Raw genomic sequence first — 24,403 nt, forward strand, 5'->3', positions numbered from 1 at the left:
TGATTGACTACTCTTCCCGTCAACGCTGTTTCCAAATTATTCTTTCCTTATTTTATCCGAGACGTCAGTGACTCGTCAAGAACTGCTTAACGGTTAAATTCAAGCTTCAGTTCCTTGAACGTCAGCTCGACTGCTGCAATCGTCTGATCAATGTCCTCATCCGTATGGACTGTCGACAAGAAAAGACCTTCAAATTGTGACGGTGGCAAGAAGATGCCGCGTGCCGCCATTTTTTGATAATACGAACGGAACATCTCGAGATTGGATGATTTCGCTTGCTCGAAGTTCGTCACCGGTTGATCCGTGAAGAAGACTCCGAACATCGCACCTGCCCGGTTCGTCGTCAACGGAATGTTGTATTTGGCGGCCGCCTGCTCATATCCTGCTGCGAGACGCCCTGCTTTCCGGTCAAACTCTTCATAATGTTCCGGTTTGAGTTGTGTCAATGTCGCAAGACCGGCTGTCATCGCGAGTGGGTTCCCGGATAACGTACCGGCCTGGTAGATCGGACCTTGCGGCGCAATCTGTTCCATGATGTCACGACGTCCGCCGTAAGCACCGACTGGCATTCCGCCGCCGATGACTTTACCAAGACACGTAATATCCGGTGTGACACCGAAGTACCCTTGGGCACAGTGGAAGCCGACACGGAAACCGGTCATGACTTCATCAAAAATCAACAGGGTACCGTACTGTTCCGTGATGTCTCGCAGTCCTTCGAGGAAACCAGGCTGCGGCGGGACAAAGCCCATGTTGCCCGCTGCCGGTTCCACGATGACTCCAGCGATATCATCTCCATGTTTTTCAAAAGCAATCCGGACCGCATCCATATCATTATATGGAACCGTCAACGTCATGCTAGCAATTTGTGCCGGAACACCTGGTGAGTCGGGAAGTCCAAGCGTCGCGACGCCTGAACCTGCCTTGATCAACAATGAATCTCCGTGCCCGTGGTAACAGCCTTCAAACTTCAAGATCTTTGTTTTTCCCGTATACCCCCGTGCCAGACGCAGCGCCGCCATCGTCGCTTCTGTCCCCGAGTTGACCATCCGGACGACTTCGACCGATGGGACACGGCTGATGACGACTTCTGCCATCGCCGATTCGATTTCAGTTGGCGTACCATAACTCCAACCACGTGTCGCCTGTTCCTGGATCGCTGCCGTCACGATTGGATCGGCATGTCCAAGAATCATTGGTCCCCACGACAAGACGTAATCGATGTATTCCTTCCCATCGATATCGTACAGTCTTGAACCTTGTGCGCGTTCTGCAAAAATCGGTGTCATACCAACTGATTTGTAGGCACGGACCGGACTGTTGACGCCGCCTGGCATCAGTGGCAAGGCGCGTTCAAACGCCGCCTTTGATTTTGAGTTTTGATTAATCAAGCTCATGTTGTTCCCTCCAAGTAACGACAGATGTCTTTTGCGAAATACGTAATGATGAGATCCGCACCAGCGCGTTTAAAACCAAGCATCGTTTCCATGACGATCCGTTCTTCATCAATCCAACCGTTTAACGCAGCGGCTTTGACCATTGCATATTCACCGGAAACGTTATAGGCGACAATCGGTAGCTCAATCCGCTCCCGGACATCACGGATGATATCCATGAAGGCCAGTGCTGGTTTGACGATCATGAAGTCTGCGCCTTGCTCGACATCAGATGTGGCCTCACGGAATGCTTCCCGGCGGTTCGCAGGATCCATTTGATAACCTTTCCGGTCCCCTTCCCCCGGTGCAGAATTTGCTGCATCGCGGAACGGTCCATAATAAGCAGAAGCATACTTGACACCATAACTCATGACCGGGATGTGGCTAAACCCATTCTCGTCCAGTCCTTGACGAATCGCGGCGACGAATCCGTCCATCATCGACGACGGTGCGATGACATCTGCACCGGCACGTGCTTGCGAGACGGCTGTTTGGACATGAAGCGGCAATGACGCATCGTTATCGACCGTACCGTCCGTGACAATCCCACAGTGCCCGGTTGATGTGTATTCACATAAACAAGTATCTGCGATGACCGTCAATTGCGGAGCAATCTTTTTGACGAGGCGTGTCGCTTCTTGGACGATCCCATGATCATGAAAAGCGCCTGTCCCCTGCTCGTCTTTTAGATGGTCGTGCGGAACGCCAAACAAGATGACGGATTCAATACCCAGTGAAACGACTTCCTTGATTTCTGTTTCCAGGTGGTCGAGTGACAAGTTAAACACACCAGGCATCGAACTGACTTCTCGTTTGATGTTTTCACCTTCAGCGATAAACAACGGGTAAATCAAATCGGATTTATGCAGATGATTTTCCCGGACAAGTGAGCGCAATGACGCCGTATTGCGTAACCGGCGATGGCGTGCGAATTCTAATGTATTCATAACAGTTCCTCCTCTAAAATACAGTCAATCAGCCCGTCGAGCGTAAACGTCTGCGCGACGAGTCGTGGTGTCAATCCGAATCGGTGAGCAGCTTGCTCCGTGATCGGTCCGATCGTCACATAGATCGCTTCTGTCTGCTTACGAAGTGGTGCCAGTGCTTCGACAGCTGAAGGACTTTGTAACCCAATATACGTAGCATGTCGGAGAAGCTCAGGTGGCATCGCCCGTAACTTCGTTTCATACGTGACGACCTCCAGCACATCAACTTCGACTTGTTTTCTTAAGTGTTCGAGTGGCTCTTGGCGTGCCCGATTCCCTCGGGCAAAACAAATTCGTTGTCCCGACCTAAGGAATGGACATAATTCTTCCACTAAGACGTCTCCCGTGAAGGCCGACGGGACAAAGTCAGGTGTACGTCCACTCTTTATTAAAGCAGCTGCCGTCTTAGACCCTACGACCGCAATTTTCGTCTGCTGCAGTTGATCCAGGTGTGACGTAATTCGTTCGACTCCGGTCGGACTTGTCACGATTAACCAATCCAGGTGTGGTGGTAACTGAAAGGCAACCGGAATCGTCTCGATGACCGGATGATGGATGACGTCGATGTTTTCTGCCTGTAATCGATCCACTTGTTCAGCAGTTGGCCCTCGGCTTCCCGTCAAGACAAGTTGCTTAGAAGTCATCCGGCAAGGAAGCAAGAATCTCACGACCACCCGCATCAAGCAGACGCGTGGCGACGATTTGACCGAGTTGCATCGGATCAAGTGACGTTTCCCGCTCAAGCAAAATTTGTTGCCCGTCGACTGAACCAAGGAATCCGACAAGGGTCGTCGATAAGTCCTCGTTGATTGTCGCAAATCCACCGACCGGCACGTGACAACTGCCTTCGATCGCAGACAGGAATGAGCGTTCCGCAAATGCTACTTTTTCCGTCATCTGATCATGAATCAGATTCAGTAAATCGCGCACTTCTTGATCCTGCTCCCGGCATTCAATCGCTAAAATCCCTTGTCCGACAGCCGGAATCATATCATCGGTTGAGATGTACTCGGAGACGATTTCGTCCGACCAGCCCATACGCTGTAATCCGGCGGCCGCTAATAAGATACCGTCAAACGGTCCCGTCTTTAATTTCTCAAGACGCGTATCGATATTTCCACGGATTGATTCGATCTTCAAATCCGGACGTAACTTCAATAACTGAGAACCACGTCGCAGACTGCTTGTCCCGACGATTGCTCCTTCAGGAAGTGATGCGAGTCCACCGCCCGTCGTTGTAATCAACGCATCTCGTGCGTCGACACGTGCCGGTGTTGCGCCGATGATCAAGCCTGCCGGTAACTCCGACGGGAGATCCTTCATGCTGTGGACGGCAAAATCGATTTCTTCGTCGATCATCTGTTGTTCGATCTCTTTGACGAACAATCCTTTACCACCGACTTTAGACAATGTCACGTCAAGGATGCGGTCACCCTTCGTGATGATGTTCTTGATTTCGAATTCGTATGGTGCACCCGCTTGTTTCAGTTGCTCGATGACCCATTTCGTTTGTGTCATCGCGAGTTTCGAACTACGTGAACCTACTATGATTTTTCGCATGCTGAAATCCCCCTGTACAATAATAAAGGGGCGGCACAAGTCCGCCCCATGCTTTTCTATTGTAACACAATTCGCTTTATGTTCATCGGTTCACAGCTTTCCGTTCGACTGGCGTTTCTTCTTGTAAAACGGCTTCTTCCGCCGCTCCGTCAAATAACTCCTCGTCTAAGGCAAACGTATCCATGAATTGCGCAATCCGTTGCTCGGCATCCGGTTTTGCCGCTGCATCTTTGATGTACGACAATGGTTCCCGAAGCAATTGATTGATGATCGACTTCATGTGTTTTCCGATGACGGTTTTTTCACGGTTCGTCATGTTGGGCAACTTCCGCTCCAAGCTTTGCATCGTCTCTTGTTGGATTTTGAGCGACTGATCACGTAGTTCCGTGATGATCGGGACGACACCAAGCGTTGTGAGCCAGCCTTCGAATTCTGCGATTGCTGCTTCAATCCGTCGTTCGATTTTTGCTGCCTCTTTCATCCGCTCTGCCATGTTTTGTTGGACGATTGATGTTAAATCATCGACGTCATACAAATGAACACCAGGCAGGTCACCTGCTGTCGGCTCGATGTCACGTGGTACCGCGATATCAATCAACAAGAATGGACGATCACTCCGGAACAATTGTGCAGCAGCAATATCTTCACGTTTGATGATTGCCCGCTTCGCTCCGGTTGAAGAAATAACGATGTCAGCCCGAAGCAGACCGCATTGCATTTCATTAATTGAATGTGCTGATCCTTCGAAACGATTCGCCACTTCTTCGGCTTTTGCGAGTGTCCGGTTAAACACAGTGATATCACGTGCCCCGGCCTCGTATAGATTGAGGGTCGTCAACTCACCGGTCTCACCTGCACCGATGACGACAATCGACTTATCTTCAAGTGAACCAAGTAACTGTTCTGCTAACGTCACGGCAGCTGCACTGACCGACACCGCATTTTCTCCGATTCCTGTTTCAGCGTGCGCTCGTTTCGCAAGCGTGACGGCTTCTTTAAACAATTTGTTGAAGACCGTTCCTGTCGTTTCGAGTTTTTGCGCCGTAAAGAAACTTGTTTTTACTTGACCCAGAATCTGTGTTTCACCGACGATCATTGAATCCAGACCACTCGTTACTCGGAACAGGTGTTTCATGGCGTCGAAACCTTCATGAATGAACAGATACGGTTCCAACTCTTCCATCGTCAACCCAAACCAGTTCGCAAGAAAACGTTTTGTATAATAACGACCTGTATGCGGTTGATCCGTGACGACATATAATTCCGTCCGATTGCACGTCGAGACGATGACGCTTTCGAAAATGCTTTTTTCGTCACGTAGCGCAACGACCGCCCCTTTCATCTCATGTTCCCCAAATGAGACTTGTTCGCGGATTGATACAGGCGCCGTCTTATTATTTAAACCGACAACTACGATATGCATGCGCTCTACCCCTTACGTCCAAAGATTTCATTTTCATCTATCTTTCGTTCTCTACTCTACATTATAACCATTATAAAAAAGATTCCAATCAATTTATAAACTAAAATGAGTCGAAGTTGTGAAAACTTATCTTCTTACCATATCCCTCTCCGTGACAAAGCACAAACCCTCTGCTTTTCGTATCAACAGAGGGCTTCCTTTTTCTATTTTTTCGAATCGATGATGATAGAGGATTCGTCGGTCTGTAAATCAAATTTCTGTTGCCGCAGCTGATAAATCCGGGCGATGTTTTGGACAACGACTTTGGTGACGGCATACGTCGGCACGGCTAGAATGACACCGATGATTCCGGCGATTTTTCCGGCAACGAGCAGGACGATGATGATTGTCAACGGATGAACTTTCAAGGTTTTCCCTTGAACGTACGGAGAAATCAGATTCGATTCAATCTGTTGCGCGACGACAATCGTGACGAGCGCATACAGCGCTTTGATCGGATCATCGATGAATCCGACGATGACGGCCGGAACAGCACCAATATATGGTCCAAGATACGGAATGATGTTCGTGACCGTACAGAACAGGGCAAGCAACAACGCATATTGAATATCAGCGATGAAAAATCCGATCAGCGACATCAGTCCGACACATAACGAGACGATGACTTGACCATTCACATAATGTTTAACCGTGATGTGCATATCATGAAGAATTTTTCGTGTTTCGGTCTCATAATTTTTTGGTAATAGCTTGACGATGGAATCCGGAAATTTGTAGCCATCCAGCAACATATAGACAAGGATGAACGGAACAAGAACGATGATCAGAACGGTTGAGGAGATGACGCCAAAAATCGTTCCGACAGACGTCGAGACCGATTTGAACAATGTGCCGATGTAAGACGTCGCTTCATTCGTCCATTTATCAAATAAATCGGTATTCTCATGGACCCAGTTCGAGATGAAACGATTGTTCATCAATTGATCCCGTAGATTCAGTGTCTGGTCCCGAAGTTCGACGACTAGATTCGGAATGCTTGTCACAAAATCCGTAACTTGCTCGACGAGAATCGGTCCGAGTGAGGCGACCACAATCGTGATGACGCCAAGAAACCCAAGTAGGACGATCAAAACGGCGAGCCCCCGTTTTTTAACGCGCTTTTGAAGCATGTCGACGATGCCAAGCGTAAAGTAATAAAAAATTCCGGCGATGATTAACGGCGGGAAAATCAAGGCGAGCATGACTTTAATCGGTTGGAATAAAAATGAGATTTTTGTTCCGACCCAAATCACTAGAAAAATAGTCAGAATCCAAAGCAATGCTTTAAACCATTTGTTACGAAGTAAATCCACGAACAGTCCTCCTACAATTTTCATCTTTTGATCTGTCTCATCCCGTTTTTTCGTCTGTTTTTTCTGAGACGACTTCATCCAATCGTTGTCGTTCCATTTTACCCCATTGTCCCCGTCCCGTCATGAACTGAATTAATCCACCAAGTTTAAAGAAGACAAGGATCGGGCGGTACCAAAACGATTCCGTCAACGACCACAGATATAACCGAATCAGTTCTTTGACGTTCTTAAACCGGTGCATCGTCCATTCTTCAAGTAAAACAGCTCCTGCTGATAATAAGGAACCATATAACAAGGCAACGGATAACAAGACGATTCCAAACTCAAAGTTGAGTGTGCCGACAAGCAGATTGAGCGGGATGATGAAGTAACCAATCAGTTCGACGATCGGACCAAGCAATTCAATCAAAAAGAAGTATAACATCGAAACACTACCAACAAATCCATATCGCGGATTACCAATCATTCGTTTATGCGTCCATAAGGTCTCGGCAAGTCCACGGTGCCAACGTGTCCGTTGAGAACGAAGGACTTCCATCGTGTCCGGTGCCTGCGTCCAACAGACTGGTGACGGGACATATTCAATTCGTTTGTTGATCTCATTTTCTTTCATGTACCGGTGCAGACGGACGACAAGCTCCATGTCTTCTCCGACGAGTCCTTCTTTATATCCACCAGCTTGAACGACAATCGATTTTTGGAATAAACCAAATGCACCGGACACGATCAATAATAAATTGAAGCGACTTAATCCAAGCCGTCCAAACAAAAAGGCCCGGAAATATTCAATCATCTGCATCAAGACGATCCGTTGTTTCGGCGTCCGGATTTCGACGATTTCGCCTCCTTCAATCGTGCAGCCGTTGACCAGAAAAATCGAGCCACACGTCGCGATGACGTCTTCATCGGACTCAACAATCGGCTTCATGACTTTCAGTAATGCATCCCGCTCAAGAATCGAGTCGGCATCAAGCGAACAAAAATACGGATAACTCGAGTAATCGATTCCGGCATTCAACGCATCCGCCTTTCCTCCGTTTTCCTTATCGATGACGATCAGACGGGCATCGATTCGGGAGCGATAGACGTTTTTGATTGGCTGTGACCCAATTAGGATCCGCGGAAAACGTAATTCCTTTTCTAATTCATAGGTCTTAAACAACTCATCCATCGTCCCGTCACTTGACCCATCGTTGATGACGATGACTTCATGTTCCGGATAATCGAGTGCAAGTAACGCCTGGACACTCGTGACGATCGTGTATTCTTCATTATAGGCCGGAACCAGGACACTGACGGGTCGCGTATAGAGCGACCGCATCAAGGGAAGGTACGAACTTTCCTTTCGCCGAAATCGCTGTTTGCGGACCATCTGTGCCGAGATGAGATACAGCGACGAATAGAACAGGATGACGAGAATCATATAAATCAGAACGGTCCACGATAACACATCAATGATTTTTTGAATCGTTTCAGATGACAACATGTTGTTTCATCTCCTTTGCTAACCGTTCCGTTGCTTTTTGTTTGGCATAACGATCCGGATGATCCTTGGCGACAAGCGCCAATTGTTCGAGACCACCACACGCAAGCAGTGCGTCAAAGGCAGCGGTTCGTACCCACCAGGAACGACTTCCGACAAACGGTAAGATGTAGACGAGGGCTTCTTGAGGTGCCACGTTTTCTAAAAAGCGCAGGGCTAACATCTGTTCCACCCAACTCGTCTCCTCTTCTAAATACGGGGTATACAGTTGCCAATCTTCTTCAAGTCCGATCCGTGTTAATGCGCGAAGCGCTCGCTTGCGAATTTCCGGGTTCGCCTCTGTCGTTTTTCTACGTGCCAACTCCACGTATTGCGTCTCATCACGATCATAAATCAGTTGGAGAATCGCCATCTGAAAAGATTCTGTCAGGCTGTCAAACTCTTTCACCCACAGCGACAAATCCTTGCTTCGTCCCACTGCCAGGACGGCACCAAAAAAACTGATTTCATTGGTTTGCTTGGCTTCTTCGATTGCCAAGTCCGGGGCAATCGAGACTAACGTCCGGACGATGACATCTTTTTCTTCTTTCGCCAATTTTTTGTTTAACTTTTGGTGAAGTTCTTGCGCAACCGGTCTTAACCGAAATTGTGCAATCGCTTCGTAGGCGTTTAAGCGACGATCAATGCGGCGATGCTGGATCTGCTTCTGATAATAAGGTAATAACTTCGCCTCGACATACTGAGACATCCGTTCCTGATGCGAAAGCGTTGCCGTTAAGTTCGTTAAAGCAAACAGCTCTAATTCAACTAAATCTTCGTTTCCAGGTAGGATTCGTGGCATCTCCGTTTGTTCGCCTGTCGCAAAATCATAAAGTTGATCTTGAAACTGACGTTGCCATGCGAGACGTGCCTCTTCTTGATTTACTCGTTTTCGTTTTTGAACAACGAGATATACCAAAGCTCCAACTTGAAGTATAACTAAAAGGACGATGAAAAATATAACCCACCTCATCCGCGTACCCCCTCAAGCTTGTTGACCCAAGCCCGGAACTCCTCGACTTTGAGCGGAAGTGTCATGATACCATCCACACCACGTTCAATCGCCAGAACATGATCGCGTTCCCGATTGTATATCGAAATCATGATGGCATGGAACGGGACAATACTTTCGGACTTGGTACGTAACAGCAACTCCAGACCGTCGGCACGAGGAAGTGCTGAGGAGAAGACAAGTAGGTACGGACGAGACGCCACGTGTTGCTCGAAAAATGTTTCCGCTCGTTCATAGACGGTAATCGTTTCAAAACGGTTTGCTAATTCTCGTTCAAGTAGACGTTTCAGATGGGGGTTGTCCGTCACGATTGCTACATCAACGACACGCCGGACCCGTTTATAACGTACAATCCGGTCGAGTAAAATGTCTTTTGTTAAATCTATTGGCACGACTTCCCGTGCATTTTCAAGCAAATAGAAAGAACGGTCCGAGAGGTTCGGATTGAGATAGACAACCGGAATCTTTTCTTCATCAACCGGTTGACTGGCGAGAACGACATCCGCATAAGAAATATCCGTTTGCGTACAATATCCGCCCTCAATCAGATCATTAACCGTTTCCGGCATCAGTCCGATCGTATGAATAAACACGACACCTGACGTCGACACGTTGACGTCATCTTCGGACGAGACATGCGTTGAGCTCGTTTCTTCATCCATCGGTTCCATTGACGCATTAATCAGTTTCCACATCTCTTCGCGACGCATTTACTTCACCCCTTCTTTAAACGCTTTACGCATCGTCTGATAAACGGGTTTCAATTCTTCCCGTTGTTGCGGATTCGTCCATTCGGACCAATTGTAAAAACCTCGGTCTTTTTCTGGTATACGGGTGGATCCGATCTGACCGGTCACTTCAATGCCTTCCGTCACCATCTTCGCTTCGAGTCCCTCTTCCCAAAAATCGCCGATGATCTCATGTTTGCTTGGATCCCGCATGTTGAGTACCATCCACGGAATCCGCAATTCAATCCGTGACTGTTGGAGATCGGAAATATCCGTCAAAATACTATCTGGTTGTCCTTCATGTAAGATGCCGGTATCCCATTTAATGGCTGGCTTGATGATTTTTTTCGAGACCGGATCACGCCTCGCGTAATCGAGCATCTGATAGATCGGATTAAAGTTTCCACTGTTTTGTTGATCCGATGGCGGGGTCACCATCTCAAATGTTTTTTTCAACCCATAGTGATACCGGAAAATATCGTACCGTTCATCCACATCAAGCCGTGCTTGTTGATCAATCGTCAGTCGATATTCTGCCCCTTCTTCTAGCATCAACTTACCTACTTGAAGGTTTCCATCATTCGGTTTCGTCGACAAGGCAATCGTAGTCGGCTCAGCCTTTTTACGATCGATTCGGAGATAGAGATACGCTTCGTCTGACGTCATATAGATTGCCTGTCCGTCGTTTTCGGCGATTGGAGCATAGCCTTTCCAATCCTCCATTTTTCCATCAATCATGATATCTGCCCGTAAAAAACCAAGCATCCCGAAATGTTGTTCACTCGTTTGGACATTTGACCAACGTGGACGTGTATCGGCATCATCATAATCCATCGTGTTCCACGTCCGTTTGAACCATTCATCTTGCCAAATGAAGACCAGTCCACCCGCCATCTTCGTGTCGACGATGTCTTGATAGAGTTGCGCGACTAATTTCCCTTGCTTGTCTTCACTGACATGCCCTTGGTCAAATCCGTTTGGTCCCAGATGTGTTTTTCCACGCGAACTCGGAATCCCGAATTCCGACACAAGAATCGGCATATCATGATAGTCTTTCATCCGTTTTAGATACCGGCTGTACGATTCTGATCCCGTATCACTCTGACGACCAAATTCTTCTTTGATGAATGATGGATAATATGGATAAATATGATAAGAAGCAAACACTCCACCGGCAAAGTTTTTAGTTGCCTGGATATGATTGAAGTCAATCGAAACCAAGTCTTGTTCTTCCTCGACTTCCTCCGGGTGGGCGAGTGGGTCCGTCGTCGGCCAGTTCGTCGCACCGATCGGTCGTGTCGTTTTGTACGTGGCGAGCTCATGTTGTGTCGCGACATCCATCCGACCCGCTAACCACGATTCAAATGGAGATGCTTCGTTTGTCGTCGTCACGTAACTTCCTTCATACCGAAGTCCTTTATTTTTTTTGTTCGTCTCCATGACTGCCTCCGGTAACCATTCGATACCAAAAACAAAGGCAGAGACATATTGTGAGACATCCGATGTATACGTTCCTGAAGCATGTCCGACCACGTCCTTGACGACAGCGTTACCATGAATCACATCGACCATCCTTTTTGCTTCCGTGTCTGTCATCTTTAAGAACTTGGGTTCAAAGGCATTTTTTAATTCTTCGAACGGTTGTTCTTCGACCCACATGCCTTGCATCAAATAAATTGGTACTTTCGCCGATTCATTATAGGCTTTTAAGGCATCGTAAAAGGCGGGTGGATGAAGCGTATAAATCCGAATCGTGTTGACCCCCATCTCACCAATCTGTCTCAGCCAACGATCGTACTCATTTCGGCTGATGGCATGTTCACCCGGAAAGGCACCCGGACGTCCTAATCCGACGTTCACACCTTTGACGAAATACGGCTTCCACTTACCATCTTGATACATTTCAAGTGTATCTTGTCCAGAACGGGCCCGTGTCCGGACCATCTGATCGTTTACTTTCGTTTGCGCTAACGGTTTGACTTGAACAGCTTGTTGTTTCAAGATTTTAGTCTCTTTTAAAATACGACTGAGCGTTGGCGTATAGATTTTCCAAAAGAACGCCGATTCACTGTCTGCACTGTCCAAGATGAATTGTTTGCGGAACCAGTCGAGTCCGGCATATCGATAGTAACGTGGAATGTCTGCTACATCGGTGTAATCCCCAGCAAAATAATGACCACTCCCTTGTTTGACGTAAGCCGGAAATTCAAGTGGTAATTGCCGTTCCCGTAACATCGCTTGCGTTTTTTTCGAAGGTTGCCATGAAAAATGAGCCTGCTGTTCTCCTCCGTCAAGTTCTAATACTTCAAACCAATAGTTATAACGAACTTCATCTTTTGCTTGCCCTTGGTTTTTATCCCATTTATAAAGGAGTGGAGTATCTTCATTGACAAAAAAGACTTCTTCCGTCGAATCATTGATGAAGACGTAACCCGGACCCGATAATTTAAAAGTCTTGTCTTTTGACTGAAGCTTCAATTTACTGACGACCGTTTCATCCAAACCTTGTAACTTCGTCAAATCCGGGAAAAATCGACCGATCCAGCCCGTCCATGCCGTTCCAAACAACTGACGAAAGGCGTTCGAGCGATCTGCTGGTGTCGGGCTAGCTGCTGTGTTGAATTCTGCGACAACGGGTTTCCCCTGTGAAATCGCATCTGTTGCGAGTGCCACATCTTCAGTCGTCAATCCGCCACGATGTTCTGTTTTGCCGTCTACCGCGTAAGATTTGCCATACGTATCCGTGAACAATAATAGATCTGCCGCTGCTGCTCGCTTCAGCATCTTTTCCCCTTGTGTCCCGTCATACCGATTGATGTAATCGGTATATGTATAATTCTCTCCGTCATCCGTACGAATCTTGAGATGGTTAAGCAACCAGGTCGTTCCTGCATGCTCCCGTTGTTGGTTACCGACAGTATAATCAAACAGGACGATGTTTAATGTCCGTTCTTTTTGCAAAAACCAAACAACTACTGGGACCAGAATCAAAAGACCGATTAATAACGCAATCCACTTGTATCGTTTCATCCGTACACACCCTTTCCTGAGGTGATTCATTTTTTCTATTGTAACTTGAATTCAAGCTGTCGCATATAATGGAACCCGTTTTTTCTGAAAGGAATATATTGGATAAAAAAAGAAACCTGCTCCACAAGGAGACAGGCTTCTTTTACGTGCAATCACAAATGACGATAAATCGCTTCCCATGCTGCATCGACACCTTCGCCGGTTTCCGATGAAAAAGGAATGAACGTATCTTGACCATCAAACTGCAACTTGCGTTTAATGGCTGCAATTTGTTTGTCACGTTGACCACGTTTGATTTTGTCGAGTTTCGTCGCCACGACGATGACCGATAAATCATAGTATTTCAAAAAGTCATACATGATGACATCATCCGCCGAAGGTTCATGGCGGATATCAACGAGTAAGACAACACCCTTTAAGATTTCACGAGTCGTGAAATACTTTTCCATCATCTTGCCCCATGCTTCTCGTTCTGTTTTCGAAACTTTCGCGTACCCATAACCCGGTACATCAACAAACATGACTTCATCATTGATGTTAAAGAAATTCAACGTTTGTGTTTTTCCTGGTTTAGATGATGTACGCGCGAGTGCCTTTCGCTGGACGAGCTTGTTGATGAACGACGACTTGCCGACGTTCGATCGTCCTGCGAGTGCTACCTCAGGAAGGAGTGGTTCCGGATAATGCTCCGGATTGACACCACTCGTAATAAAATCTGCTTTATAAATTTTCATGTTACTCTCCTTTTAATGCATGTTCGAGCACTTGGTCCATCGTCGCGACCGGAATGAATCGAATCCCATCCCGGACCGTTTCTGGAATTTCATCAATATCACGTGTATTGTCTTGGGGCATCAAGATCGTTGTCAGACCAGCCCGGTGAGCAGCTAACGACTTCTCTTTTAAACCACCAATCGGCAAGACACGACCCCGTAGCGTAATCTCTCCGGTCATCCCGACGTCTCGCCGTACCGGACGTTTCGTCAACGCAGAAATCAGTGCAGTCGCAATCGTAATGCCCGCCGAAGGACCATCTTTCGGGACGGCGCCTTCCGGAACATGAATATGGATGTCTTGTGTCTCATAGAAATTCGGGTCAATCTTAAACTCTTCTGCATGGGCACGAACAAAACTATATGCCGTCTGTGCCGATTCCTGCATGACGTCCCCTAGTTTACCCGTTAACTGTAATTTCCCTTTACCTGGAGCAAGGCTCACTTCAATCGTCAGCGTGTCGCCCCCAAATGCAGTATACGCTAAACCGGTCACCGCGCCAATCGTATCTTCTAGTTCACTTTGACCGTAACGGTAAATCGGTTTGCCTAAAAAGTCGGATAAATTACGTTTCGTGACAGTGACGCGTTTCTTTTCACCCATTGCGATTTGTTTCGCAGCTTTACGACAGAGGGATCCGATGACACGTTCCAAACTCCGGACACCCGCTTCGCGTGTGTACCGGCGAACGACTTCTTCCAATGCATCCGGCTTGACCGTCAATTGGCTTTTTTTCAATCCATGTTCCTTTAATTGTTTGGACAACAAATGCCGAATCGCAATTTCTGTTTTTTCTTGTTCCGTGTAACCACCGATTTGAATCAGTTCCATTCGGTCAAGCAATGGTCCCGGGATGTTCGAGACATCGTTTGCTGTCGCGATGAACAAGACGTTTGATAAATCAAACGGCTCTTCGATATAGTGGTCGGAAAAACTGTTGTTTTGTTCCGGATCAAGGACTTCAAGCATCGCGGAAGAAGGGTCTCCACGGAAGTCATTGGACATCTTATCAATCTCATCGAGCAGGAACACGGGATTGTTCGTCCCCGCTTGTTTTAGGCCACGAATGATGCGTCCAGGCATCGCTCCGATATACGTCCGCCGATGACCGCGGATTTCCGCTTCATCCCGGACTCCACCAAGTGAAACACGAACGAATTTCCGTTCGAGCGCTGTTGCGATCGAGCGGGCAAGTGACGTTTTACCGACTCCCGGAGGACCTGCCAAACACAAAATCGGTCCGCGTAACGAATCCGTTAACTGTCGTACCGCCAAGTATTCTAAAATCCGCTCTTTGACTTTTTCTAATCCATAATGATCTTCGTCTAGCTGCTCAGATGCCGCCTCGACATTTAAGAAGTCATCGGTTGCTTCATTCCAAGGAAGCGAGAAGAACCATTCGAGATAGTTCCGAATGACGCCATGCTCTGGACTCGTCGCCGGCACGACAGCCAGTCGGTTGATTTCTTTTTCGATGTTGATGACGGCCGTTTCTGACAGATCAAGCATCGCCAGTTGTTCTTTGTATTTCACAGCATCACTTTCTGCCGAGACTGCTTCTCCACCGAGTTCTTGCTGAATCGTCTTCAGCTGTTCCCGAAGATAATACTCGCGTTGCGACTGTTCAATCGTCTTTTTCGTCCGCTCCCGCATTTCGCGTTCAAGTTCGACGACTTCATATTCATGTTTCATGACGTCGAGCAACATGACCCCACGTTCGACCGGATCATTTTCTTCTAAAAATTCTTGTTTTTTCGCAATATCAATCGGTAATTTAGAGGCAATATAATCCGTCAGCGAATCGAGGCGCTCATACGTTTCAAAACGGCGGCGTTCGTCCGTTCCGATACCTTTGATCCGCGACACCAATTGACCAAATTGTTCTTTGATCAGACGAACGAGCGCTTCTTGTTTCGCCCCTTTGATATCTGCCTTTTCAATCGGTTCGATGTTCGCCTGGTACCCTTCATCCGTTTCCGTCACGTGATCAATCCGGACCCGTTCCTTACCAATGACACGGACCCGCACTGTATCATTTCCGAGCTCACTCATTTTTGCAATCTGAACAAGTGTACCAATCGTGTGCAGACCATCCACCGATGGTTCTGCTTCCGGATCCCGCTGCGTAACGACGACCAAATCAATTTCATGTTCTTTCGACGCAAGCAATGCTTTTAGTGAGACAGGACGCCCGACATCAATCGTCAATCCGATTAAGGGGTACGCGACAACGCCACGTAGTGGTAATAATGGATATTGTTTTATCTTCATCAAAAATCTCCTCCTAAACAAAAAGACTCGGAAAGGCGTACAAGTAGCCTCCGAGCCGATTTGTCACGGTGTTACGCCGTTTCTTTTTCTTTCCCTTGTTCAATTGTACCATCTTTCAGCTCAAGCGTCGGACCGCGCTTTCCAGTCAACGTTTCCGCTGTGATGATGACTTTCGCGATATCTTCACGGGACGGTATTTCGAACATGATTTCGAGCATCGTTTCTTCGATGATTGAACGTAAACCACGTGCACCGGTTTTCCGTTTAATCGCGAGTTTCGCGATTTCAACCAACGCTTCATCTGTGAAGTCGAGTTCGACATCATCCAGTTGAAGCATTTTTTTGTATTGTTTGACGAGTGCATTTTTCGGTTTTGTTAAGATTTGGACGAGTGCATCCTCATCAAGTGGTTCGAGTGTCGCCATGACTGGTAAACGCCCGATAAACTCCGGAATCAATCCGAATTTCTGTAAATCTTCCGGTAAAGCAGCCGCAAGGATTTCTTTTTGTGTCAAGTTACGGTTCTCAGAATCGTTTCCGAATCCGATGACCTTTTTACCAAGACGACGTTTAATCGATTGGTCGATCCCGTCAAAGGCACCACCAACGATGAACAAGATGTTCGTCGTATCGATTTGAATGAATTCTTGATGCGGATGTTTCCGGCCACCTTGTGGCGGAACGCTTGCAACTGTACCTTCTAAGATTTTCAGAAGGGCTTGTTGTACCCCTTCACCTGAGACATCACGTGTAATTGACGGATTCTCAGATTTACGGGCAATTTTATCGATTTCATCGATGTAGATGATACCTTTTTCTGCTTTTTCGACATCATAATCAGCAGCTTGAATGAGTTTTAAGAGAATGTTCTCAACATCTTCCCCAACATATCCGGCTTCCGTCAGACTTGTCGCATCCGCGATTGCGAACGGAACATTCAGAATACGAGCCATCGTTTGTGCGAGGAGTGTTTTACCACTACCAGTCGGTCCGATCATGACGATGTTCGATTTCGATAACTCGACGTCATCCGCACGGCCACCTGCATTGATCCGTTTATAATGATTATACATCGCGACAGATAATGATTTTTTCGCTTTTTCCTGTCCGATGACATAGTCATTTAAAGTCGCACGGATTTCATGCGGTTTCGGTACGTTTTTTAGTTCGACTTCTTCTTCTGTACCAAGCTCTTCTTCGACGATTTCGTTACAGAGTTCGATACATTCATCGCAAATGTAAACGCCAGGTCCAGCAACAAGTTTGCGCACTTGTTCTTGTGTCTTTCCGCAGAAAGAACATTTTAGCTGACCTTTTTCTTCGTTAAATTTAAACATAAAGGTCCACCCCTTTAACGTGGAAGTTGTATAGATCTGTTTCGCATCTATTCTCACGTTTTACTATTTATGATTGTAGCATGAACAAGGAAACTCTTTCAAATCTTGGAGGAGCGTTTTACAGTTTGATTTGAAATTTAAAATTTTCTTTGTCCTTGTTTGACCTATCGTACAAAAAAATCGACTTCAAGACCAGAAATTGGGCTTGAAGTCGATTCGTTCGGTTGGTTTGCTTATTTTGCTTTTGCGTTGTCAACGAGAACATCGATTGCTTTACGGAATTGAAGATCACCTTTAAGTGTATCGAGTCCGCCTTGTGGAGCAAGCATCGTTTCAAGTTGATCAGCAGGAATGTTGTAGAGTTCAGACATTGACTGAAGTTCAGCTTGTGCTTCTTCTTCTGTCACTTCAATCTTTTCATCTGCAACGATTTGTTTCAGAACGAGACGTGCTTTGACACGTTCTTCTGCTTGTTCTTTCATTTCAGTACGCATCGCTTCTTCAGTCGTTCCAGTTAACTGGAAGTACATGTTGAGGTCGATACCTTGTGACTGAATGCGTTGTGTGAATTCTTGGACCATACGCTCAACTTCGTTTTCAACCATGACTTCTGGAAGATCAACTGTCGCGTTTTTCGTCGCTTCTTCAACCAACTCATCACGCATTGAAGCATCTGCTTCTTGTTTGCGTGTGTTTTCAAGACGTGTGCGGATTTTTGTTTTCAACTCATCAAGAGAAGAAACTTCTTCGTCCATTTCTTTAGCGAACTCATCTGTCAATTCAGGAAGTTCCTGAGCTTTGACTTCATGAATCGTTACTTTGAACGTAACTGGTTTTCCAGCGAGTGATGCTTCATGGTACTCTTCTGGGAAGGTTACGTCGATGTCTTTTTGTTCGCCTGTTTTTAGGCCAACCATCTGCTCTTCAAATCCTGGAATGAAGTTTCCAGAACCGATGACGAGTGAGTAGTTTTCTGCAGTACCGCCGTCGAATTGGTTTTCCCCATCGAAACCTGCGAAGTCGAATACGACTGTATCGCCATTTTCGATAGCGCCCTCTTCTTTAACGACGAGCTCTGCGCCACGCTCTTGCATTGTTTTGAGTTCAGCATCGACATCTTCGTCTGTAACGTCTGTTTCGACTGCTGTGTACTCAAGACCTTTGTACTCACCAAGTGTAGCGTCCGGCTCGATCACGAATGTGATTTTGAACGCAACTGGTTTTCCTTTTTCGAGTGTTTCGACGTCGATGTTATCAAGCGCGATTGGCTCGATTCCTGATTCGACGACTGCACCTTCGATTGTATCTTGATATAAGATATCAAGTGCATCTTGGTAAAGTGCTTCTTCGCCGTACATTTTGTTAAACATTGTGCGTGGCATTTTTCCTTTACGGAAACCTGGTGTGTTCAATGTCTTGACGACTTTTTTGAACGCTTGGTCTACCGCTTTATCAAATGCTTCAGCAGGCGCTTCATACGTGAGAACGCCGAGGCTACCTGATTGTTTTTCCCATTTTGCAGTCATGCTGAGTCCCTCCAAAAATGTCAATTAGCGTACATGTGTGTACAACAAGTCACATTATAGCACAATCTTTCTTAGGATTACCACTGTTGAACGAGGCAATTACCTTGAATTACTGAAGTAAGGCCTGCTCATACATCGTTCCCTCCGGCAGTAATAAATGGACAGCCCGGTAAATCTTTTGCGCCTGCTGCCCAAGACCGCCTGGTGGCATCTCCGAGACGAAGTCCAGTTCGGCTAGTTCTTCAATAGCGTCAAGCCAGTCGTCGAGAGGTTCACTGCGATCGATCCTTTCGTCAGGAAAGAGGATTTGATACCAGTTCATGAATAAAATCGCCTTAAAGGGATCCATCCGTTCTAGAGCAAATGCTGCATCAGCAAAACGTTGTAATTGATCCGTCTGCGTTTTCATATAAACTTCAAGTTGCTCGGCGTGATCAAACGCCATCCATATATCGAATGCTTCATTTTCAACATACAGTGGATACAAGCGTTCGTCTCTCGGAATTTGGCCGAGCAACAAGTGACTGACCAATACACTCTGATGCTGTACGTCACGACCGGTTAAATAGTCACTCGCTATATACTTCGCCAATGACGGATGGTTCACCAAAGAGGTTTGCCCAACCCCTCGCATTTGTTCGACGATCGTACCGTGCCGATACAGTTCGATCCACTCTTCTTCCGTCAGGTCCCCTGACGGTTTCCCTTCTAGCTGGAGATAGGCAGAGTCATCCGTTTGTTGTTTCGCACGTAATGTTTTTTTCCGGAACTGAGCCACTTCTTCTAGTTTCAAGGATAATCCATAAGGGAGGTAAGGAGAAGCTGTCCGCAGCGCAAGATCAAACGAATAACGTTCTCCCCTTTCATACATGAATATCGCCATGACTTGCTCGACACCGTCCAACCGAAGATACGGTTCGACGACTGCCGAATACGATTCGGTGCCATCCTCCATCGCTAAATAGGCTTCCTGAATCGTATAGAGGAGATACAACACATCATCTTCTGACGCCAATTCTGATAACCGACCTACTTCGATTGCCAGCTCTTGACGATTTAATGCGGCGAGTCGTTTTTGTTCGATTGCCAACGGCTGTTCCATCCAACGTGATTGATGCATCATCATTCCACCTTTGTTGATTACTTCGTAAACGGATCAAGTAACGATGTCCAGTTCGAAATCGCTTCTTGTAGCTGACCCGCTTGTTCAATCCCCATCTTGTTTAGTGTATCGAGCGACACGTCGGCTTCTAACAGGCGTGTGATATCTTCTGATTGGTTGACGTATTGCTCTAATTTCTCACTGAGATTCTTTAGTTCTGCTGGCGGACTTTCTAAGCCGGCAAGTCGCTCATCGATTTGATTCAATTCTTCGTTTAATTGTTGGACGGTCCCGTCATTTTTCAGCTGTTCGATTTGCTGGTCGAGGGCTTGTTCCGGATTGGCGGAGTCACGCGCTTCAGTTGCCGCTTGATCCAACTTTGCAGATAACTCGGATGTCACCTTTGACGTATCTTGGGCAATATCTTGTAATTGACTAGCGTAATCCACGCTATTTTTAACATCCGTCACTTGTTGTTTCGCATTGTCCACTGTATCTGTAACCTCACTACATCCAGCTAACGCAACTGTCAGCAGCAGGATTCCACTCATTCGTTTCATCATCTCTTTCATCCCTTTCAAGTTCATGATACCTTAATTATACATGATAAAAGTCCTAAAAAAAAGAGACCTCCCTCGTAAGGGAAGTCTCTATTTTAATTATAGTGTCCCAAGAGGGATTCGAACCCCCGACCGACGCCTTAGAAGGGCGTTGCTCTATCCAGCTGAGCTATTGGGACGTGTCAACACGAATAAACTATACTAAAACAATTCTTTCGTGTCAATCACATTGGTAAAAACTATTTTTTAAAGTGTCCCGTCAAAGTGTAAAGCATTGATCCGTTCACCTGTCGTATCGTAAAAATCGACGATAAAATCGGATCCATCCAGTGTCAGTAAGGCGTATGTCTTTTCTGGACGATGACGTGGCATCCGAATCGAACCTGGATTGATGAACAGTTTCCCATCTCGTTGTTCTGCCTTAGCGACATGCGAATGTCCGTATAATACGATTGCCGCATCTTTTTGGTCCGCATGATGGACCAATTGATCCAAACTGTATTTGACGTCTTGACGATGCCCATGTAAACAGAGGACCCGGTAAGCACCTAAGTCTTCGATTACTTCATCTGAAAAATCGTTTCCGTAATCACAATTTCCTTTGACGACGCGATAGGGATATAACGATTCCGAATCTCCCGTCAGCTGAGAATCACCGCAATGAAAGGCAACATCTGCTTCTTGGTGGCGGTTGAATATCGTCAATAGTTCCTGATCGAGACCATGGCTGTCACTTACGATTAACGCTTTCATCTAAAATCACTCTCCCAAAAAAGTAGTTAATGCCGCTTCAAGTTTTCGCAATGCTTGTCCACGATGGCTGATGGTCGCCTTTTCACTTTTCGTTAATTCGGCTGCCGTCTGATTTAATGACGGAATGAGGAACAACGGATCGTAACCAAAACCGTTTGTCCCTTTCGCTTCAAATCCAATCTGCCCTTCCATCGTCCCGCGAACGGTCAAGGTTTCGCCCGACGGTTTTGCAAGTGACAAAGCACAGACAAAACGAGCTGTTCGTTGTTCTGCTGGTACGTGTGCTAATTTTTTTAACAATAAGGCATTGTTCGCCTCATCTGATTTGTTTTCGCCTGCAAAACGTGCAGAATAGACGCCGGGTGCACCGTCTAACGCATCGACTTCAAGACCAGAGTCGTCCGAAAGCACAGCATGACCGAAGTAGGACGCGGCCTCAATTGATTTCAGTTCAGCATTCTCTTCAAACGTCGAGCCGGTTTCTTCCGTTTCAGGAGCCGAATCGTAATCGAGTAAGGACTCGACCTCATAGCCGAGCCGTCCAAGCATCGTCTTGAATTCGTTTACTTTACCAGGATTTCTGGTCGCGACGATAATCTTCATCCGTGCTCCACCTCTTCTCCGACGTACCACCAGGACGCTCCTAAAGCTTGTTCAGCCGCATGGAGCAGTTCTTCAATACCCTTTTCCCCAAGTTCGAGCATATCGAGCATTTCTTTTCGAGAAAACGTTGCTTCTTCGCCCGTTGCTTGTAATTCAACGATCTTACCCGACGAGGTCATGACGAGATTCAAATCGACATCTGCCGCAGCGTCTTCTTCATAACAAAGATCAAGCAACAAATCCGTCCCGACTTTGCCGACCGAAACTGCCGCGATGCCTTCCTTGATTGGTGTATCCGTTAACTTCCCGCTTTGAATCAGTCCATCCACCGCTAAGACGAGTGCTAAAAAACCACCCGTGATTGCAGCCGTACGTGTCCCGCCATCTGCCTGCAACACGTCACAGTCAATCCAAATCGTCCGTTCACCCAATTTTTCAAGATTGACGACAGAACGTAACGCCCGACTGATCAAACGCTGAATCTCCATCGTCCGTCCGGTTTGTTTTCCTCGGACCGACTCTCGACCGGTCCGTTGCGCCGTCGCGCGTGGTAACATCGCATATTCGGCATTAATCCATCCTTGACGTTTCCCGCGTAAAAAAGGCGGAACTTTTTCTTCGACCGTCGCTGTACATAAGACACGCGTATCTCCGACTGAAATCAGAACGGATCCTTCTGCGTGTTTATTAACACCCGTCTCAAAATGAATCGTTCGCATGTCTGCTTGTGCTCTTTGATCTAAACGCATTTTTCTTCCTCCGTTCCTAACACTAACCGTTCGGCTTGAATCGGTTGATTCAACCAGTCACTCGCAATCCGTTCAAAAGACCGTGTATCTCCCGTCGCATGGTAGACATGTTCCGGGACGGTGTCATGTGCTGCTGTGATTCCGTTGTAATCCAGTAAGGCACCGACTTCAAGCGCCGTCTCGTCCCCAGAAGAAATCAATTGGACATTCGGTCCGATGACTCGTCCAATCACTTCTGCCAGTAGCGGATAATGGGTACAGCCTAAAATCAACGTATCCATGTCATAGGCGAGCAACGGTTTTAATGTATTGGCGACGACACGCTCGACATACGCTCCGGTTGTCTGTGAGGACTCAACGAGTGGAACGAATGGCGGACAAGCCAGTGATTCGACGACGACCTGCCCTTCGACGTGACGCAAGGCTTTTTCATACGAGTTACTTTCAATCGTCATTTTTGTGCCGATGACACCGATTCGTTTCGACCGTGTGACTTTAACTGCTGCTCGCGCTCCCGGATCGATGACGCCGATGATTGGAATCGACAACTTTTGTCGTGCTTCTTTTAAGACGACCGCCGTTGCCGTATTGCAGGCGATGACGATCAGTTTGACATCTTGCGCTACGAGGAAATCAATCATTTCCCATGTAAACTGGCGAATCTCTTCTTCTGGTCGAGGACCGTACGGACACCGTAATGTGTCTCCGACATATATGATTTGTTCATGGGGAAGCTGACGCATCAATTCCCGCGCCACGGTCAATCCACCGACCCCAGAATCTAATACTCCAATTGATCTGTTCACGTTTTCCCCTCACCTTCCTCTCTCATATGGTAACAAAAAAGGACGACGGTGCAAGACCGGCGTCCAAGAATGTACGATAAAGGATTACTGAGCAAGACCTTCGCTTGTCAGCATATCTGAAAGAGTCGTGATTGCTTCAGAAGCATCGTCACCGTTTGCAACGATTTTGATGTCTGAATCTTTTGCGATTCCGAGTGAAAGAACACCCATGATCGACTTGAGGTTAACAGTCTTTCCGTTGTATTCCAAGTTGATGTCTGATTGGAATTTAGAAGCTGTGTTGACGAGTTGTGTTGCCGGACGAGCATGAATGCCTGAATCCGCGATGACTTTGAATGTTTTTTCCATGATTAAGAAATCTCCCTCCACTAATAACGTACTAGTGAGTCGTTTTCGAATATGTGAACTCATTATCAAATGATAACGGATTCGAATCGATTCTGCAAGGAATTTTTATACGCTTCATTCCAAGCAAACGCATTCCCGGAACGATCAATCTGCACCATCGAGGTCCGACCGGTGAACATCAATTCATCCTGTTCGCTGAACGCGGCATAATGGACATCACACGAGGCTGTTCCGACCTGAACCGGGTAAGCATAGACGGCGAGACGCGCCCGTGGATAGACTTGACGGATGTAATTACACTGGGCATCCGCAACGACGACAATCCCGTCGTCTGAAAGCGAATAACCGGTTTCTTCAAGCATCAACGTTCGGACATCCTCAAAGTAGACGAACGGGACACGGTTGTTCATATGTCCATAGGCATCCGTTTCTGCAAACCGGACCGCAACATCAAGTCGCGTGCCATGTTTCATTTGTTCTAACCATTGATCGAGATCATGAATATAACTAGGTACACGCACGGAA

Annotated in this window: 22 protein-coding genes and 1 tRNA gene; all 23 read right to left on the minus strand. The window is 46.8% G+C overall.

The features are described from left to right. Nucleotides 1-86: 86 nt before the first annotated feature. Nucleotides 87-1,397, minus strand: a complete 1,311-nt coding sequence (hemL, locus tag KNQ13_RS00670; RefSeq protein ID WP_026829959.1) for a glutamate-1-semialdehyde 2,1-aminomutase — start codon at nucleotides 1,395-1,397, stop codon at nucleotides 87-89. Continuing rightward, nucleotides 1,394-2,383: a porphobilinogen synthase gene (hemB, locus tag KNQ13_RS00675; protein ID WP_014970928.1), complete on the minus strand. Its 990-nt coding sequence runs from the start codon at nucleotides 2,381-2,383 to the stop codon at nucleotides 1,394-1,396. Before hemB ends, hemL begins: the two co-directional genes overlap by 4 nt. Then, nucleotides 2,380-3,090, minus strand: a complete 711-nt coding sequence (locus tag KNQ13_RS00680) for a uroporphyrinogen-III synthase (protein WP_261974115.1) — start codon at nucleotides 3,088-3,090, stop codon at nucleotides 2,380-2,382. Before KNQ13_RS00680 ends, hemB begins: the two co-directional genes overlap by 4 nt. After that, on the minus strand, nucleotides 3,056-3,982 hold the full coding sequence (hemC, locus tag KNQ13_RS00685) for a hydroxymethylbilane synthase (RefSeq protein WP_014970930.1): 927 nt from the start codon (nucleotides 3,980-3,982) through the stop codon (nucleotides 3,056-3,058). The genes KNQ13_RS00680 and hemC overlap by 35 nt, the downstream gene beginning before the upstream one ends. Before the next feature lie 82 nt (nucleotides 3,983-4,064). Beyond that, nucleotides 4,065-5,405, minus strand: coding sequence for a glutamyl-tRNA reductase (gene hemA / locus KNQ13_RS00690; RefSeq protein WP_014970931.1), 1,341 nt, complete (start codon nucleotides 5,403-5,405; stop codon nucleotides 4,065-4,067). A 203-nt stretch (nucleotides 5,406-5,608) separates the two neighbouring features. Further along, the gene (locus KNQ13_RS00695) at nucleotides 5,609-6,757 is read right to left on the minus strand and encodes an AI-2E family transporter (protein ID WP_014970932.1); all 1,149 of its coding nucleotides are present in this window, start codon (nucleotides 6,755-6,757) and stop codon (nucleotides 5,609-5,611) included. A 37-nt stretch (nucleotides 6,758-6,794) separates the two neighbouring features. Continuing rightward, nucleotides 6,795-8,243 carry a glycosyltransferase family 2 protein gene (locus KNQ13_RS00700; RefSeq protein WP_014970933.1) on the minus strand — a complete coding sequence of 483 codons (1,449 nt, stop codon included), beginning with the start codon at nucleotides 8,241-8,243 and terminating at the stop codon, nucleotides 6,795-6,797. Then, nucleotides 8,230-9,252, minus strand: a complete 1,023-nt coding sequence (locus KNQ13_RS00705; RefSeq protein ID WP_026829961.1) for a HEAT repeat domain-containing protein — start codon at nucleotides 9,250-9,252, stop codon at nucleotides 8,230-8,232. Before KNQ13_RS00705 ends, KNQ13_RS00700 begins: the two co-directional genes overlap by 14 nt. Then, entirely contained in the window at nucleotides 9,249-10,001 is a 753-nt protein-coding gene (locus KNQ13_RS00710) for a response regulator (RefSeq protein ID WP_026829962.1), read from the minus strand. Before KNQ13_RS00710 ends, KNQ13_RS00705 begins: the two co-directional genes overlap by 4 nt. Continuing rightward, nucleotides 10,002-13,049, minus strand: a complete 3,048-nt coding sequence (locus KNQ13_RS00715; protein WP_236624276.1) for a hypothetical protein — start codon at nucleotides 13,047-13,049, stop codon at nucleotides 10,002-10,004. 152 nt (nucleotides 13,050-13,201) lie between these two features. Continuing rightward, complete coding sequence (gene yihA, locus KNQ13_RS00720; protein WP_012371013.1) at nucleotides 13,202-13,783, minus strand: ribosome biogenesis GTP-binding protein YihA/YsxC; 582 nt, start codon at nucleotides 13,781-13,783, stop codon at nucleotides 13,202-13,204. A gap of 1 nt (nucleotide 13,784) precedes the next feature. Further along, nucleotides 13,785-16,094: an endopeptidase La gene (gene lon, locus KNQ13_RS00725; RefSeq protein WP_209547888.1), complete on the minus strand. Its 2,310-nt coding sequence runs from the start codon at nucleotides 16,092-16,094 to the stop codon at nucleotides 13,785-13,787. Nucleotides 16,095-16,165: 71 nt separating this feature from the next. Continuing rightward, a complete protein-coding gene (gene clpX / locus KNQ13_RS00730) occupies nucleotides 16,166-17,431 on the minus strand; it encodes an ATP-dependent protease ATP-binding subunit ClpX (RefSeq protein ID WP_014970937.1) in 1,266 nt (421 codons plus the stop codon). A gap of 233 nt (nucleotides 17,432-17,664) precedes the next feature. Continuing rightward, the gene (tig, locus tag KNQ13_RS00735; RefSeq protein ID WP_014970938.1) at nucleotides 17,665-18,957 is read right to left on the minus strand and encodes a trigger factor; all 1,293 of its coding nucleotides are present in this window, start codon (nucleotides 18,955-18,957) and stop codon (nucleotides 17,665-17,667) included. Between the two features lie 109 nt (nucleotides 18,958-19,066). Beyond that, nucleotides 19,067-20,077, minus strand: a complete 1,011-nt coding sequence (locus tag KNQ13_RS00740) for a hypothetical protein (protein WP_236624277.1) — start codon at nucleotides 20,075-20,077, stop codon at nucleotides 19,067-19,069. A gap of 20 nt (nucleotides 20,078-20,097) precedes the next feature. After that, complete coding sequence (locus tag KNQ13_RS00745) at nucleotides 20,098-20,622, minus strand: hypothetical protein (RefSeq protein ID WP_236630000.1); 525 nt, start codon at nucleotides 20,620-20,622, stop codon at nucleotides 20,098-20,100. Between the two features lie 102 nt (nucleotides 20,623-20,724). Further along, nucleotides 20,725-20,798 (minus strand) — tRNA-Arg (locus tag KNQ13_RS00750). Between the two features lie 67 nt (nucleotides 20,799-20,865). Continuing rightward, nucleotides 20,866-21,372, minus strand: coding sequence for a metallophosphoesterase family protein (locus tag KNQ13_RS00755; RefSeq protein ID WP_026829967.1), 507 nt, complete (start codon nucleotides 21,370-21,372; stop codon nucleotides 20,866-20,868). A 6-nt stretch (nucleotides 21,373-21,378) separates the two neighbouring features. Beyond that, nucleotides 21,379-21,975 carry an XTP/dITP diphosphatase gene (locus KNQ13_RS00760; protein WP_026829968.1) on the minus strand — a complete coding sequence of 199 codons (597 nt, stop codon included), beginning with the start codon at nucleotides 21,973-21,975 and terminating at the stop codon, nucleotides 21,379-21,381. Next, nucleotides 21,972-22,724 (minus strand): ribonuclease PH, encoded by a 753-nt coding sequence (rph, locus tag KNQ13_RS00765; protein ID WP_026829969.1) that lies wholly within the window; start codon nucleotides 22,722-22,724, stop codon nucleotides 21,972-21,974. The genes KNQ13_RS00760 and rph overlap by 4 nt, the downstream gene beginning before the upstream one ends. Next, entirely contained in the window at nucleotides 22,715-23,530 is an 816-nt protein-coding gene (gene racE, locus KNQ13_RS00770; RefSeq protein WP_026829970.1) for a glutamate racemase, read from the minus strand. The genes rph and racE overlap by 10 nt, the downstream gene beginning before the upstream one ends. A gap of 84 nt (nucleotides 23,531-23,614) precedes the next feature. Further along, the gene (locus KNQ13_RS00775) at nucleotides 23,615-23,878 is read right to left on the minus strand and encodes a phosphocarrier protein HPr (RefSeq protein WP_012371023.1); all 264 of its coding nucleotides are present in this window, start codon (nucleotides 23,876-23,878) and stop codon (nucleotides 23,615-23,617) included. Between the two features lie 65 nt (nucleotides 23,879-23,943). Beyond that, nucleotides 23,944-24,399, minus strand: a complete 456-nt coding sequence (locus KNQ13_RS00780; RefSeq protein WP_026829971.1) for an acyl-CoA thioesterase — start codon at nucleotides 24,397-24,399, stop codon at nucleotides 23,944-23,946. Nucleotides 24,400-24,403 lie beyond the last annotated feature (4 nt).

This window comes from Exiguobacterium sp. s128 (assembly GCF_018618815.1).
In the GTDB taxonomy this organism is placed as follows: domain Bacteria; phylum Bacillota; class Bacilli; order Exiguobacteriales; family Exiguobacteriaceae; genus Exiguobacterium_A; species Exiguobacterium_A antarcticum.